The sequence below is a fragment of the Streptomyces sp. P9-2 genome (genome assembly GCF_051903975.1).
GTDB lineage: Bacteria > Actinomycetota > Actinomycetes > Streptomycetales > Streptomycetaceae > Streptomyces > Streptomyces cellulosae.
This window is the reverse complement of sequence record NZ_CP192633.1, coordinates 6,048,700-6,063,542: the sequence shown is the minus strand read 5'-3', so window position 1 is coordinate 6,063,542 and position 14,843 is coordinate 6,048,700. Positions and strand designations below refer to the sequence as shown.

Below are 14,843 nucleotides of genomic sequence, written 5' to 3'. Positions count from 1 at the left end.
TCACCTCCTGGGGAGCAGCAAGGAACGGTGCCATTCATAGAAAGCCGGGAGTACGGAACGAAGGACACGGAAAGCCGATATTCCACCGCGGACCGTGCCGATGCGGACGAGTTCGTGTTCAGGAGCGTCCACGACCACCCGGACGGCCGCAACCGGGTGCTCGGCCGTGCGGACGGCGCTCAGGAGCGTGGCCGCCGACTCCATGTCCACCGCGATCGCGCCGGTCGCGAGCAGGTCGGAGCGTTCGTGGCCGCGGACGACGTGGTCGGAGCCGGTGAGGGGGCCGGTGTGCACGGTGCGTCCGGGCACCGCGCGCACCAGCTCCTTCACCAGCAGTTCGGTGCCGACGCAGGGCACGCTGCCGCGCGGGTCCCGGGTTTCCTCGGCGACGACCAGGTCGCCGGGGTGCATGCCGGGGGCGAGGCCCGCGCAGAAGCCGGTGGCGAGGACGGCGGCGCCGTGCAGCGCCGGGTCGGCGAGCACCCGGGTGACGGACCGCTCGGCCGCCGCCGGCCCCATGCCGGTGCGCAGGACGGTGACCGGCCCGCCCGGGGTGGTGCGCTCCCGCCTGCGCAGCGCGAACTGTTCGATGCCGAGCGCGCAGGCGATCAGCAGCGGGGCGGGGGCGGGCCGGCCTCTCATCAGCTGCCCTTCGCGTCGGCGAGCGCCTGTGCGGAGCCGGCCGCTGCCGCCTCGGCCGCCGTCGCCCCGGCCGGTTTCGCGGCGAACGGCTCGCCGTGGACGTACCGGCCGAGGGCGGTGAGCGGGAACACCTGCCGGTAGAGGTGGTAGTTGATGGAGAAGTCCCAGGGGAACCCGGTGCCGGTGAAGTACGGCTCGTCCCAGGAGCCGTCCTCGTTCTGGGTGTTGGCCAGCCAGGCGACGCCGCGTGCGACGGCCTTGGAGTCCCGCTCCCCCGCCGCGAGCAGCGCCATCAGCGCCCAGCCGGTCTGGGAGGCGGTGGAGGCGCCCTTGCCGCTCCACTCCCTGGCGTAGCGGTAGGAGCGCAGGTCCTCGCCCCAGCCGCCGTCCTCGTTCTGCACCTTCTCCAGCCAGGCCACGGCCCGCCGGATCGCCGGGTGGGACGTGGGGATGCCCGCCGCGGTCAGGGCCGGGACCACGGAGCCGGTGCCGTAGAGGTAGTTGACGCCCCAGCGGCCGAACCACGAGCCGTCCAGCTCCTGTTCCGCGAGCAGCCACTCCACGCCGCGCCGGGTGCGCGGGTCCTGGGCGAGCCCCTCGACGGCGAGCATCTCCACGACGTGCGCGGTGACGTCGGCCGACGGCGGGTCGATGACCTCGCCGAAGTCGCAGAACGGCAGCCGGTTGGGGAATGCGCTGGTGTTGTCGACGTCGAAGGCGCCCCAGGCGCCGTTCTTCGACTGCATGCCGAGGTTCCAGCGCACCCCGCGCCCGATGGCGTTGTCCAGCCGCTCCGGGTCGTGGTGCTTGACCCGGCGCAGCGCGAGGACCACCTCGGCGGTGTCGTCGATGTCGGGGTAGTTGTCGTTGTGGAACTCGAACGCCCAGCCGCCCGGCGGGAGATGGGGCCGGCGCACGGACCAGTCGCCGGGCCGCACCACCTGCTCGCCGAGCATCCAGTCGGCGGCCTTGACCAGTTGGGGGTGGTCGGCGGGCACGCCCGCGTCGGCCAGCGCGATGGTGGCGAGGCAGGTGTCCCACACCGGGGACTGGCAGGCCTCGATCATCCGGGCGCCGTCCTCGCGCCACACGGCGAACCGGTCCAGGGACTCCAGACCGGCGCGCATCACCGGGTGGTTGAGGTCGTAGCCCAGCAGGTGCAGGGCGATGACCGAGTACACGGCCGGGGGCTGGATGCCGCCCCAGCAGCCGTCGTTCTCCTGCCGTTCGATGATCCAGCGGGCGGCGGTGTTCATCGCGGCCCGGCGCAGCCGGCGCGGGACGGCCCTGCGCAGTTTGTGCAGGCCCTTGTCGAGCCGCTGGAAGGCGCCGTCCCAGGTGTTCGCCGGGGCGAGCGGCCGGGGAGGGTTGGGGTTGGCGGGGTCGGTGTGCAGCTCGTCGAGCGGGAACGGGGCGGGGCGCACCGGCCGCTCGGCGGAGACGATGGTGAGCGGCACGATGGTCTGCCGCGCCCAGCAGCCGAAGTCGTAGATGTTGAGCGGCACCCAGGTGGGGAACCAGATGAGCTCGGGCGGCAGTTCGGGCAGGTCCTCCCACTTCCACCAGCCGAACAGGGCCAGCCAGATGCGGGTGAAGACGCGGGACGCGGCGATGCCGCCCTGCTCCCGGATCCAGGCCGAGGCCTTCGCCATGTGCTCGGCGTCGGGGGCGTCGCCGGCCAGCCGCAGCGCGACGTACGCCTCGATGGTGGTGGAGAGTTCGCCGGGGCCGCCGTGGAAGGTGGCCCAGGTGCCGTCCTCGCGCTGCTCCCCGCGGATGAACAGGGCGGCGGCGCGGGTGGTGTCCTCGTCGAGGATGCCGAGGAACTGACGCAGCAGCAGGTCCTCGGCGTCCATCGTGACGTTGGTCTCGAGGTCGCCCTTCCACCAGCCCTCGTCGCTCTGACGGGACAGCAGGAAGTCGGTGGCGCGCCGTACGGCGCGGGCGGCGATGTCGGGTACCCCGGCCGCCTCGGGGCTGTCGGTGTCGTGTTCGCTGGCCGCGGTGAGCCGGGACGGCGAGGCCGCCCCGGTGCTTCCGTCGGTCGTCGCTGTCATGGCTTCCCCTTCGTGCAGTCCTGCAAGTGGTGCGTCTGCTGTGGGTCCGCCGTCGGCCGGTGGGGGTGTTCCCCACCGGCCGGCGACTACGCGAGGGCTATTCGACCGATAGTGATCATCTCTTTCGTACGACGACGAAGTCCGCGAGCGCCGTGAACTGTTCCCGCACGCGGTCGGGCATGTCCACGAGGTCGAGGGCCTCGATGGCGAGGGTGTGCTGACGTCGTGCCTCCTCGGCGGTCCACTCACGGCCGCCGGCCTCCTCGATGAGGGCGGCACGGGCCGCGAACTCCTCCTCGGAGAAGTTCGCGAAGTCGCTGCTCTTGGCGTCGGCGGCGAGGATCTCGCCGAGCCGGGCGGCGGCCGGGCCGTCGGCGGCGAGCGCGGCCACGACCGGGAGGGACTTCTTGCGCTGGCGCAGGTCGCTCCAGGTCTGCTTGCCGGTGGACTCCGGGTCGCCCCAGATGCCGAGCAGGTCGTCGACCGCCTGGAAGGCGAGGCCCAGGTGGTGGCCGTAGCGCTCCAGGGCGTCGGCGGTCCGCTCGTCCGCGCCACCGAGGACCGCGCCGATGGAGCTGGCGCAGGCGAGCAGGGCACCGGTCTTGTTGCCCTCCATCTCCAGGCACTCCTCGACGCTGACGCGGTCGCGGTGCTCGTAGGAGATGTCCTGGGCCTGTCCGTCGATGAGCGCGCGGCTGGCCCGGGTGAGGCGGCGCGTGGCGCGGCCGGCCTCGACGGTGCCGAGTTCCAGCAACACCTCGTTGGCCAGGGCGAACAGGGCGTCGCCGACCAGGATGGCCTGGGCGGGGCCGTGCACCTTCCAGACGGTGTCGCGGTGCCGGCGCTGCTCGTCGCCGTCCATCAGGTCGTCGTGCAACAGCGAGAAGTTGTGGACCAGTTCGACGGCAACCGCGCCGGGCACGCCGGTCTGCGGGGCGGCGCCGGTGACCTCGGCGGACAGCACGGCGAGGGCGGGGCGCACGGCCTTGCCGCCGTCGCCGTCGGCGGGGCGGCCCTGGGCGTCGATCCAGCCGAAGTGGTAGGCGGCGACCGTGTCCATGGGAGGCGCCAGGCGGTCGACGGCCGCCCGCAGTACCGGCGTGGCCAGGGTCCGGCCGCGCTCCAGGAGCGCGGACACGTCCACCGCGGTCCTTCGAGCGGCCTGCGAGGCCGGGGGCACAGTGGGCACAGTCTCTCCTCTTGTTGCGGTACCGGGGGTGCGGGGACCTGCCGCGCCGCTCTGCTGCAGCATCAGGCCGCCTCCTCGAGGGCGAAGAGGTGGCGCGGGCGGGGCCGGCCGAGGGCGCCCAGCGCGGCGTCCGCCGCGCCGACGCCGCTGCGGACCGCACTCTCCATGGTCGCGGGCCACCCTGTGGCGGTCCACGCTCCGGCCAGGTAGAGGCCGGGTGCCTTGGTGCGGGCGCCGGGCCTGAGGCGTCCGACGCCGGGGGCGGGAGCGAAGGTCGCGGTGCGCTCCCGGGTGACGAAGAAGTCCAGGATCTCGGCACCCCGGGTGCGCGGCAGCAGCCGCTCCAGTTCGGGCAGGTACCGCGCGCGCAGGTCGGCGACGGGCGCGTCGATGTCGTCGTGGGCGACCGACTGGGACAGCGCCAGGTACTGGCCGTGGCGCAGTCCTGAGGCGTGGGTGCGGTCGAAGACCCACTGCACGGGGGTTCCGAGGGCGGCGAAGAAGGGCCGGGTGAGCACCGTGCGGTCGTAGACGACGTGGACGTTGAGGATGGGGGCGGTGCCGATGCCGAGCAGCCGGTCCGGGTCGTCGAGCGCGCCTGCGGGCAGCAGGTCGTACGCCTCGCGCTGGGGCACGGCGAGGACGACGGCGTCGGCGCGGAGCGTCTCGCCGGGGATGTCGACGGTCCAGCCGCCGTCGCCGTCGGAGCGGACGGAGGTGACGCGGGTGCGGGTCTCGGTGCGGACGCCCGCGGAGTCGAGGGCCTTGCGGGCGAGCCGGTCGTGCAGGTCGCCCAGCGGCACCTGGGCCCAGCCGATGTCGGCGGCGCCGGAGTCGGAGAGCAGGCCGGTCTTGAAGACCATCGCGGCGAGCGCCAGCGAGGAGTCGCCCGCGACGGCGTTGAGGGTGGCGACCCCGACCAGGTCCCACAGGGCCTCGACGGCGCGCGGGGACTGGCCGTGGGCGGCGAGCCAGCTGCCGAAGTCCTGCTCGTCCAAGGCGGGATCGGCGAGGTCGAGGCCCTTCAGCGCGAGCGCGGCCCGGCCCACCCTGGCCCGGTCGGCGAGCGACAGGTGAGGGTACGTGGCGAGGCTGCGGCCGAGGTGGAGGGGCACCGGCAGCGGGTCGCGCCGCAGTCGTCCCAGCCGCCGTCCCTCGGGGCGGTCCGCGTCGACGACGGGCACGTCGAGGCGGTCCTGCAGCGGGGCGAGGTCCGCTCCCCCGATGCGGTCGAGGAACCAGCGGTAGGCGGTGCAGCAGCGCAGGTAGACGTGCTGGCCGTTGTCGACGGTGAGGTCGCCGCGCCGGAAGGAGAAGGCGAGTCCGCCCAGGCGGGGCCGCCCTTCGAGCAGGGTGACGCGCACTCCGGCGTCGGCGAGGGCGAGGGCGGCGGTGGTGCCGGCCAGTCCGCCGCCGACCACGACGGCGTGACGTCCCGGTGGGACCGGGCCGTCCGTGCGCGGGGCCCCCTCGGAGCGTGTGCCGTGGCTCATGCGCCCTCCCCCGGCCTGCCGGGCGCGACAGGTGCGCGGCCGGCCGTCTCGGTGAGGGACGCGTAGGCGCGGCGGAGGGTTGCGTGCCGCTTGTCGTCCGGGTGCTCCGGGTTCGCGGTGTCCATCAGGCGCGCCTCCCGACGGTGCGCCGGGCGACGTGCCGGGTGTCGAGACCGGACAGGCCGCGCACCGCCACGTACGCCTTCTCCCTGCCGGGCAGGGAGACGCGGCCGCGCAGCACGGCCTCGGGGTCGCGCTCGATGCGGTCCAGGAGGCGGCGGTAGATGCCCGCCATGGCGGCGACGCAGGCGCCGCTGCGCCGGTCGAGCAGGGGGAGCAGGCGGTAGCCCTCGGCGAAGAGGGCGCGGGCCCTGCGCACCTCGAAGTGCACCAGGCCCGCGAAGTCGGAGCCCTGGGGCGGTGTCGGTCCCGCGAAGCCGTCGGAGCAGCCGAACTTGGCGAGGTCGTCGGCGGGCAGGTAGATGCGCCCGTTCTCGGCGTCCTCGCGGACGTCGCGCAGGATGTTGGTGAGCTGGAGCGCCAGGCCCAGCGTGTCGGCGTACTCGGGGGCGCGTTCCACGCCGCGCGCGCCGGGCTCGGTCCCGAACACGCCGAGCGAGAGCCGCCCGATGGCGCCGGCGACGCAGCGGCAGTAGACCTTCAGGTCGTCCCAGGTCTCGTACGTCTCGCCGCGCAGGTCCATCTGGACGCCGTCGATGAGTTCGTCCAGGCCGCCGAGCGGGATCGGGAAGTGCGTGGCTGCGTGGGAGAGGGCGACCGCGACCGGATCGGTGTCGTCGTCCTCGACCTCGCCCTCGCGGATACGGGTGAGGAGGGCTCGGGTGTCCTCGAGCCGGGTGACCTTGACGTCGTCGGGGAGCGGGCCGTCGCCGATGTCGTCGACCCGCCGGGAGAACGCGTACAGGGCCGACATGGCGCGCCGCTTGGGCGTCGGCAGCAGCCGGATGCCGTAGGCGAAGTTGCGCGCCTGCTGGCCGGTGACGGTCTCGCAGTAGCTGTAGGCGGCGAGTACCGGTGCGGACGCGGATGCTTGCGACTCCACGGTCCCGATCACCCCTTTCCTCGCAGAGTCACGCCCGCCTCGCGCAGCAGCTGCGGCGTGCCGGGCTTGGGCGGGCCGGGAAGTACGTCGTAGCCGGCGGCCGCGATCGCGCCGACGGCCGCCCTTCCTCCCGCCACGAACCCCGCGAGCAGGAGTCTGAGCCGGCCCCGGACGCTGCCCACCAGGGGTGCGCCCTCGTCCAGCAGATCGAGGGCGCGCTGCGCCTGGAACGCGACGAGCGCGCGCACCGAGGCGCCGGCGGTGGGCGCGGCGAGGTCGGCCTCCTGGACGTGGAAACGTTTCATGTCCGCGGCGGGCAGATAGATGCGGTCGCGGCCGAGGTCCTCGGCGACGTCCTGGAGGTGCTCGACGATCTGCAGGGCGGTGCAGATCGCGTCGGAGCGGCGGACGCGCTCCGGGGTGGCGGTCCCGGTGACGGCCAGCACGAGGCGGCCGACCGGGTTGGCCGACAGCTCGCAGTAGGCGAGCAGGTCGTCGAAGGTCTCGTAGCGCGTGACCAGCTGGTCCTGGCGGTTCGCGGCGATCAGCCCGAGGAACGGCTCGGGGGTCAGCGCGCGGTCGCGGACCGTGGGCTCCAGGCGGAGCAGCAGGGGGTGACGGGGGGCCGGTCCGGTGGGGTCGAACACGCGGTGAAGATCGGCTTCCAGAGCGTCCAGGAGGGTGAGGCGGTCCTCGGCCTCCGTGTCGGGGACGCCGAGGGCGCGGGCGTCGGCGCCGCCGGGGGCCAGGTCGCCGTCGCCGATGTCGTCGACCAGACGGGCGAAGCCATAGACGGCCATGAGGTCGTCGCGCCAGGCCCGGGGCAGGAAGAAGGGCGCCACCGGGAAGTTCTCGGCGGCGGCCTTGTCGAGGGTGGCCCGTTCGAGGTCGGCGGGGCGCGCCTGGCCGACGGCCGTCATCGCGGACTGCCCGGGAAGAGGACGGCGCATGCTGAGTTCAGCCGGGGAGTCTCCGAAGCCATTGCCGTCACATCTCCCGTTCTACACTGCTGACCCAATTCACACTATTTCGGACACGCCGCCCAGGCGCCCACCCGACGGCGCCGAGGAATGGTGTCGGGCATTATGGCCCTGATTGCCGCCTTTCGGGGACCGGTACAGCTTACGTCGTACAACGCGCCGTTCCTCGACGGGGGTCTTACGTGCTCCACGACAACACATCGTCCGGCGTCAAGATTCCGCCGTGCGCGAGGAGTTGACGCATCTTTTGCTGACGCCGGGCCCCGCCGGACCGTTCCGGCGGGGCCCTGGGCGGAACGGGTTACTTGCCGGTGAACTTCTCGTACTCGCGGAGCACCTCGTCCGTCGGCCCGTCCATGCGCAGCTCGCCGCGCTCCAGCCACAGCACCCGGTCGCAGGTGTCGCGGATGGACTTGTTGTTGTGGCTGACCAGGAACACGGTCCCGGCCTCCTTGCGCAGCTCGCGGATGCGGGCCTCGGAGCGCTTCTGGAACTTCCGGTCGCCGGTCGCGAGGGCCTCGTCGATCATCAGGACGTCGTGGTCCTTGGCCGCCGCGATGGAGAAGCGCAGGCGGGCCGCCATGCCGGAGGAGTAGGTGCGCATCGGCAGGGTGATGAAGTCGCCCTTCTCGTTGATCCCCGAGAAGTCGACGATGTCCTGGTACCGCTCTTTGATCTCCTCGCGGGACATGCCCATCGCGAGCCCGCCGAGGATGATGTTCCGCTCGCCGGTGAGGTCGTTCATCAGGGCCGCGTTCACGCCCAGCAGGGACGGCTGGCCGTCGGTGTAGACCTTGCCGCTCTCGGCGGGCAGCAGCCCTGCGATGGCGCGCAGCAGGGTCGACTTGCCGGAGCCGTTGGACCCGATCAGGCCGATGGCCTCGCCGCGGTAGGCCACGAAGGACACCCCGCGCACGGCGTGCACCTTGCGCACGCCCCGCTCCTCGCCGCGCTTGAGGATCCGGCTGAGCGCCGCGGTGGCGCTGCCCTTGCCCGACCGGGCGCCGTTCACGCGGTAGACGATGTGCAGGTCGTCCGCGATGACGGTGGGCACCCGGGCGCCCGTCTTGTCGTCAGCCACGGCCGTACCTCTCCTCTGCCTTCCAGAAGTAGACGAAGCCGACCACGCCGGCCAGCACCGCCCAGCCCAGCGCGAACGCCCAGATGTGCGGCGGCAGGTAGGACGAGTCGTACTTGTCGATCAGCGCGTACCGCACCAGGTCCATGTAGACCGCGGCCGGGTTCCACTGGAGCACGTCCGCCACCCAGGACGGCACGTTCTTGTCCTCCAGCATCGCCGGGATCGAGAACATGACGCCGGACGCGTACATCCACGTGCGCAGCACGAACGGCATGAGCTGCGCCAGGTCGGGCGTCTTGCTGCCCATCCGCGCGAAGATCAGCGCGAGCCCGGTGTTGAACACGAACTGCAGCGCCAGCGCGGGCACGATCAGCAGCCACGACAGGTCCGGATAGCTGCGGAACGCCACCATGATGACGACCAGGACGATCATCGAGAACAACAGCTGCTGGAGCTGCTGGAGCGCGAAGGAGATCGGCAGCGACGCCCGCGGGAAGTGCAGCGCCCGCACCAGCCCCAGGTTTCCGGAGATCGCCCGGACACCGGCCAGCACGGAGCTCTGCGTGAACGTGAAGACGAACACGCCCGTCACCAGGAACGGCACGTAGACGTCGCTCGGGATGCCGCGCCGGGCGCCGAGCAGCAGGCCGAAGATGAAGAAGTACACGGCCGCGTTCAGCAGCGGCGTCGCCACCTGCCACAGCTGGCCCAGCTTCGCCTTGCTGTACTGCGCGGTCAGCTTGGCCTGGGAGAAGGCCAGGATGAAGTGCCGCCGCCCCCACAGCTGACGGACGTACTCGCCGAGGGACGGGCGGGCGCCGCTGACGGACAGCCCGTACTTCGCGGCCAGCTCGGCCGCCGTAAGGCCCTCGTCGGGCGACACGGGCGCGCCGACCGCGACCGTGCCGTCGTGCGTAGTCTCACTCACGGGTGGATGTCTTTCGTCCTCGATGTGCGTGGCCCGCGCGGGCCTGCCAGGAGCCGGGGAACCGGGTGGGGCCGGATCCCCGGACTCGAAGCTTGTCAGATCACCGGGGGCCGGCCCAGTCGGGTCAGCCGCCACACCGTACGCCACTTCATGGGGCGCCGGGGTCCGCAGGGCGAGGTCCAGCCCTCCTTGAAGCCGCCGAACCACGCCTTGAGGGCGGGGCCCGAGGGGCGGCGCAGCAGGGTGAGGAGCAGCCACACGCCCAGGTACACGGGGACGAGCGGGGCGGGCAGGTTGCGCCGGGCGAGCCAGACGCGGTTCCGGGCCACCATGCGGTGGTAGACCGCGTGCCGCGAGGGGGCGGTCGTCGGGTGGTACAGCACCATGTCCGACCGGTAGTCGATCATCCAGCCGGCGTCGAGGGCGCGCCAGGCCAGATCGGTCTCCTCGTGGGCGTAGAAGAACTCGTCCGGCAGTCCGCCGACCTCCGCGAGGACCTGGGTGCGCACCGCGTTGGCGCCGCCGAGGAAGGTGGTGACGCGGGAGGAACGCATCGGGTCGGAGGCGCGCAGCCGGGGCACGTGGCGGCGCTGGGTGACGCCGGTGTCCGGGTCGGCGATGCGGAAGCTGATGATGCCGAGCGAGGGGTCCTCGGTGAACGCCTTCCGGCACAGCTCGGCGGTGTCGGTGTGCGCGAGCAGGCCGTCGTCGTCGAGGAACATCAGGATGTCGACGTCCCGGCCGCTGGGCCCGAACGCCTCGATGCCGACGTTGCGCCCGCCGGGGATGCCGAGGTTCTCGGGCAGCTCGACGGTCCTGACCCCTTCGGGGACGTCGGGCACGGGCGAGCCGTTGCCGACGACCACGACCTGGACGGGGTCGCCGTCCTGCTTGGCGACCGAGTCGAGCAGGGCCCGCAGTTCCTCGGGGCGGTTGCCCATGGTGATGACGACCGCGCCGACCTTCATGCCCGCGCTCACTTCAGCCTGCTGGAGACGAGGACGGACACGAGGTGCAGCAGGGTCTGCAGCAGGGCGATCCCGGCGAGGACGGCGGTGCCGAGGCGGGTGAAGAACAGGTCGCCGCGGGCGGAGTCGAGGATCGCGAGGAGCAGGATCAGCAGGGACGCCTCTATGCCCAGGATCAGCCGGTGGAACTTCAGGGCGGCGGCGGCCTTGCGGGCGAGCGCCATGCCGGAGGAGCGCGGCTCGGAGGCGGACTCCTGCACCGGGGGCATGCCGTTCTGGTGGCGGGCGACTGCGACGAGGTCGGTCTCCGCCTTGACGAGTATCGCGCCCAGCGCGGCGAGGGTGCCGAGGAAGGCCCACAGCCAGTCGATGCGGCCGGTGCCCCACAGGTCGGCGGCGCGCAGGCCGAGGCCGACCAGCACGGCGGCGTCGGTCAGGTAGGCGCCGACGCGGTCCATGTAGACGCCGGCGAGGGAGTACTGCTTGCGCCAGCGGGCGATCTCGCCGTCGACGCAGTCGAGCAGCAGGTACAGCTGGACCGCGACCACCCCGAGGACCGCCCCCGTGATGCCGGGCACCAGGAGGGCGGGCGCCGCGAGGACACCGCAGAGGGTCATCAGATACGTGAGCTGGTTGGGGGTGACCCGGGTGTTCACCAGGTAGCGGTCGACCCGCAGGGACACCTCGCGCATGTAGAGGCGTCCCATCCAGTGCTCACCGCTGCGCCGGTCCTTGACCCCGGCGGGGTGCACGACCGGACGGAGTTCAGCTACCGATGGCCTTGACATAGTCGGCGTAGACGTCCTTGATCTGTTCGGTGGTCAGGGCGAGGTGTTCGAGGATGGTGAAGCGGCCGGGGCGGGTCTCGGGGGCGTACTCGACGACGCGGACGAACTCGTCGACGGAGAACCCGATCTCCTCGGGGAGCACCGGCAGCCCGTGCCGGCGCAGCACCTCGGCCATGGCCGCCGACTCCTCGTGCGCGCCGCGCAGGTACATCGCGAAGGCGGCGCCCAGGCCGCACTGCTCGCCGTGGGCGGCGGCGCGCTGCGGGTAGAGCAGGTCGAAGGCGTGGTTGATCTCGTGGCAGGCGCCGGAGGAGGGCCGGGAGTCGCCGGACACGGACATCGAGATGCCGGTGAGGACCAGGGCCTCGGCGAGCACCTGGAGGAAGCCGTCGTCCTCGACGCCGCCCGGGTGCCGGAGCACGGCCTCGCCGGCCTGGCGGGCCATGGCTGCGGCGAGTCCGTCGACCTTCTCGCCGTTGACGCGGTGGGACAGCTCCCAGTCGGCGACGGCGGAGATGTTGGAGACGACGTCGCCGATGCCGGAGCGGACGAACCGGACCGGGGCCTCGCGGATGACGTTGAGGTCGATCACGACGGCGATCGGGTTGGGCACGCCGTAGGAGCCGCGGCCCGCGTCGTTGTCGAGGGTGGCGACCGGCGAGCACAGGCCGTCGTGCGCCAGGTTGGTGGCGACCGCGACGAGGGGCAGGCCGACGCGCGCCGAGGCGAACTTGGCGCAGTCGATGATCTTCCCGCCGCCGAGACCGACGACCGCGTCGTAGCGGCCGCCCTGGATCTCGCCGGCCAGCCGGACGGCGTCGTCGATGGTGCCGCCGCCGACCTCGAACCAGTCGGCGCCGGGCAGCGAGGGCGCGACGCGGTCGCGCAGCCGGGCGCCGGAGCCGCCGCTGACGGCGATGGCGAGCCGGCCGGACTGCGAGATGCGCTCGTCCGCGAGGACGCAGGCCAGGTCGTCGAGAGCGCCGGGGCGGATGTCGACGACGACCGGCGAGGGGATGAGACGGGTCAGTACTGGCACGCGATCTCCCGTCCGCGGGCGAGGTCGTCGTGGTTGTCGATCTCGACCCACCGGACGTCGCCGATCGGCGCCACGTCGATCCGGAAACCCCGGTTCACCAGCTCCTGGTAACCGTCCTCGTAGTACAGCTGCGGGTCCCGCTCGAACGTCGCCTTCAGCGCGTCCGCCAGCTGCTCCGCCGCCCCGCCCTCGATGAGCGTGACGCCGATGTACTCGCCCGTCGCCTCCGCCGGGTCCATCAGCTTGGTGATCCGCCGCATCCCCTTCTCCGGGTCGACGACGACCTTCATCTCCTCGTCGGCGAGCTGCTTCACCGTGTCCAGCGCCAGGATGATCTGCCTGCCGTCACCCCGTGCGTCCAGCAGCGTCCGCTCCACCGACACCGGGTGCACCGTGTCGCCGTTGGCGAGGATCACACCGTCCTTCAGGGCGTCCCGCGCACACCACAGCGAGTAGGCGTTGTTCCACTCCTCCGCCTTGTCGTTGTCGATGAGCGTCAGCTTCAGCCCGTACTTCGCCTCCAGCGCCGCCTGCCGCTCGTACACGGCCTCCTTGCGGTACCCGACCACGACACCGACCTCGGTCAGCCCGATCTCCGCGAAGTTGCCGAGCGTCAGGTCCAGGACCGTGGGCTCCCCTTCTATGCCCGCGGGCCCCACCGGCACCAGCGCCTTGGGCAGCGTGTCGGTGTAGGGGCGCAGACGCCGGCCGGCGCCGGCCGCCAGCACGAGGCCGATCATGCGGGTTCTCCTTCGTCGTGTACGGCGGGCGCGCCACCCCGGTGGGCGGCCACCCAGAAGCGGATGCTCTCGGCGAGCACCACGAGAGCCACGGCCACGGCGAGGGCCGTGAGCGCGACGGTGAATCCGGACGCGGTGAGCACGGCCGCCAGGACGGCGACCGCCAGCGTACGACCTTCGTGCCCCCCGGTCGCCCGCACCAGCGGGCGCGGGGGCGCGCCCGCGCCGCCGCGGATGCGGTAGACCGTGTCGTAGTGATGGTAGGCGACCGCGGACACCAGTCCGTAGGCCGCCGGAAGGGCCCCGTTCACCTCCGCATGGGCCGCCAGGACCAGGACGGTTCCGTACTCGGCGGCGCGGAACAGCGGGGGGACGAGCCAGTCGAGGCGGCCGGTGAGGGGGCAGCCCGTGGCGGCGGCCGAGCAGATCACGTAGGCGACGGCGGCCAGGACGGTCTGCCATCCGGCGCCCCACAGGAGGGCGGAGCCCGTCACCAGCACCGCGCCGAGCGCGGCGGCGGCGACCCCGCCGCGGGCCCGGGAGCGGTGGAGCAGCTCGGTGAGCGGTCCGCCGTCGGCGAGGTCGGCGAGGGCCCGGGCGGCCCCGTCCTCCACCCGGCCGCCGCGCAGGGAGCGCAGGACGCGTCCGGCGGTGGTGTACGCGGCGGCGAAGGCGCAGCCGGCGAGCAGTACCCAGAAGGTGACGCGGGGCGTGGTGGCGGCGGTGAGGACGGCGATCAGCGCCCAGCGCTCGCCGATCGGCAGGACGATCATGCGGCGCACCCAGACCGTCCAGCCGACGCGGTCCAGGCGGCCGGACAGGGCGGCGGCGGGGCCTTCCGCGGCGCCGGTCCTGGCCTCGGCGAAGGAGAAGTCGACCACGTGCCGGCAGGACTGGAGGATTATGGCGCCGAGCGCCAGGGCCCAGACGTCGTCGCCGGTACGGGCCGCGCCGAGGGCGAGGCCCGCGTAGAAGGCGTACTCCTTGGCCCGGTCGAACGTGGCGTCGAGCCAGGCGCCGAGCGTGGAGTACTGCAGCGAGTAGCGGGCGAGCTGGCCGTCGGCGCAGTCCAGCACGAACGAGCCGAGGAGCAGCACGGCGGCGGCGACGTATCCCGCGCGGGTGCCGGTGGCGGCGCAGCCGGCCGCGATCAGCGCGGTGAGCAGGGACGCGGTGGTGACCTGGTTCGGGGTCAGCCCGCGGCGGGCGCACCAGCGCGCGAGGTGGCGCGAGTAGGGGCTGACGCAGAAGGTGGTGAAGAAGCCGTCGCGGGCCTTGACGGCGGACCTGAGGCGTACGGCCTCCTCGTCCACGGCGGCGACGGCCTGGCGGGCCTCGTTGCGGGCCTGGGGGCCGTCGGGCACGGCGGCGATCAGGCTGCCGAGCTCGGGACGGTGCACGTCGGTGTCGAGGGCGGCGGTGACCCGGTCCGGGAGGCCCTCCACGAGGGTGCCGTTGCCGGAGCCCTGCCCGGGAGCGGAGTTCTCGCGGGCCATCGCGCGGGTCAGGGCCTGGCGGCCGGCCCGCTGGGCTGTGACGGCGCCGGGGATCGCGGAGAGCGGGAAGCGGGGGTCGGTCAGACCGAGCCGCAGGGCGTGCAGATGTCCGACGAAACGGGTGTCGACCAGGGCGACCCGTTCCTCCCCGGGGACCGAGGCGAGCAGCGTCTCGGCCTCCGCGGCGCCGGCGGCGGTCCGTACGTCGAAGCCGAGGGAGCGCAGGTCGCCCTCGAGTGACGAGCCGGGGACCGGGGGGCCGGTGACGATGGCGGTCGGCAACCGAAAACTCACTCCCTGGGGGCGACGCGTCCACGCCGGTCATGTACACGGTGATGCGCCCGTCCCCCGTCCGGGGGCCCTGCGGGCGGCATGTCGG

General features: G+C 72.9%; 14 protein-coding genes. All 14 read right to left on the bottom strand.

The window, feature by feature from the left end:
* The 14 genes from ACQY0Z_RS27385 to ACQY0Z_RS27320 all read right to left on the bottom strand — a co-directional run bounded on the left by ACQY0Z_RS27385 (position 1) and on the right by ACQY0Z_RS27320 (position 14,746).
* Positions 1 to 642, bottom strand: coding sequence for a 5'-methylthioadenosine/S-adenosylhomocysteine nucleosidase family protein (locus ACQY0Z_RS27385; RefSeq protein ID WP_439812974.1), 642 nt, complete (start codon positions 640 to 642; stop codon positions 1 to 3).
* Complete coding sequence (gene shc / locus ACQY0Z_RS27380; RefSeq protein WP_439812973.1) at positions 642 to 2,699, bottom strand: squalene--hopene cyclase; 2,058 nt, start codon at positions 2,697 to 2,699, stop codon at positions 642 to 644. Before shc ends, ACQY0Z_RS27385 begins: the two co-directional genes overlap by 1 nt.
* Positions 2,700 to 2,814: 115 nt before the next feature.
* Complete coding sequence (locus tag ACQY0Z_RS27375) at positions 2,815 to 3,879, bottom strand: polyprenyl synthetase family protein (protein ID WP_254588103.1); 1,065 nt, start codon at positions 3,877 to 3,879, stop codon at positions 2,815 to 2,817.
* Between the two features lie 71 nt (positions 3,880 to 3,950).
* A complete protein-coding gene (gene hpnE, locus ACQY0Z_RS27370; RefSeq protein WP_439812972.1) occupies positions 3,951 to 5,381 on the bottom strand; it encodes a hydroxysqualene dehydroxylase HpnE in 1,431 nt (476 codons plus the stop codon).
* Positions 5,378 to 5,506, bottom strand: coding sequence for a DUF6380 family protein (locus ACQY0Z_RS27365; RefSeq protein WP_275981554.1), 129 nt, complete (start codon positions 5,504 to 5,506; stop codon positions 5,378 to 5,380). The genes hpnE and ACQY0Z_RS27365 overlap by 4 nt, the downstream gene beginning before the upstream one ends.
* Positions 5,506 to 6,456, bottom strand: a complete 951-nt coding sequence (gene hpnD, locus ACQY0Z_RS27360; RefSeq protein ID WP_189907054.1) for a presqualene diphosphate synthase HpnD — start codon at positions 6,454 to 6,456, stop codon at positions 5,506 to 5,508. The genes ACQY0Z_RS27365 and hpnD overlap by 1 nt, the downstream gene beginning before the upstream one ends.
* On the bottom strand, positions 6,453 to 7,364 hold the full coding sequence (gene hpnC / locus ACQY0Z_RS27355) for a squalene synthase HpnC (protein ID WP_189907052.1): 912 nt from the start codon (positions 7,362 to 7,364) through the stop codon (positions 6,453 to 6,455). The genes hpnD and hpnC overlap by 4 nt, the downstream gene beginning before the upstream one ends.
* A 361-nt stretch (positions 7,365 to 7,725) precedes the next feature.
* Complete coding sequence (locus ACQY0Z_RS27350; protein ID WP_189907050.1) at positions 7,726 to 8,505, bottom strand: ABC transporter ATP-binding protein; 780 nt, start codon at positions 8,503 to 8,505, stop codon at positions 7,726 to 7,728.
* Positions 8,498 to 9,433 carry an ABC transporter permease gene (locus ACQY0Z_RS27345; protein WP_189907048.1) on the bottom strand — a complete coding sequence of 312 codons (936 nt, stop codon included), beginning with the start codon at positions 9,431 to 9,433 and terminating at the stop codon, positions 8,498 to 8,500. Before ACQY0Z_RS27345 ends, ACQY0Z_RS27350 begins: the two co-directional genes overlap by 8 nt.
* Positions 9,434 to 9,528: 95 nt before the next feature.
* A complete protein-coding gene (locus tag ACQY0Z_RS27340) occupies positions 9,529 to 10,401 on the bottom strand; it encodes a glycosyltransferase family 2 protein (protein ID WP_275981558.1) in 873 nt (290 codons plus the stop codon).
* An 8-nt stretch (positions 10,402 to 10,409) separates the two neighbouring features.
* Positions 10,410 to 11,153, bottom strand: coding sequence for a CDP-alcohol phosphatidyltransferase family protein (locus ACQY0Z_RS27335; RefSeq protein WP_189907044.1), 744 nt, complete (start codon positions 11,151 to 11,153; stop codon positions 10,410 to 10,412).
* A 13-nt stretch (positions 11,154 to 11,166) separates the two neighbouring features.
* On the bottom strand, positions 11,167 to 12,228 hold the full coding sequence (locus ACQY0Z_RS27330) for an iron-containing alcohol dehydrogenase family protein (RefSeq protein WP_189907042.1): 1,062 nt from the start codon (positions 12,226 to 12,228) through the stop codon (positions 11,167 to 11,169).
* The gene (locus tag ACQY0Z_RS27325; RefSeq protein ID WP_215188439.1) at positions 12,216 to 12,968 is read right to left on the bottom strand and encodes a sugar phosphate nucleotidyltransferase; all 753 of its coding nucleotides are present in this window, start codon (positions 12,966 to 12,968) and stop codon (positions 12,216 to 12,218) included. Before ACQY0Z_RS27325 ends, ACQY0Z_RS27330 begins: the two co-directional genes overlap by 13 nt.
* The gene (locus ACQY0Z_RS27320) at positions 12,965 to 14,746 is read right to left on the bottom strand and encodes a DUF5941 domain-containing protein (RefSeq protein ID WP_439812971.1); all 1,782 of its coding nucleotides are present in this window, start codon (positions 14,744 to 14,746) and stop codon (positions 12,965 to 12,967) included. Before ACQY0Z_RS27320 ends, ACQY0Z_RS27325 begins: the two co-directional genes overlap by 4 nt.
* Positions 14,747 to 14,843 lie beyond the last annotated feature (97 nt).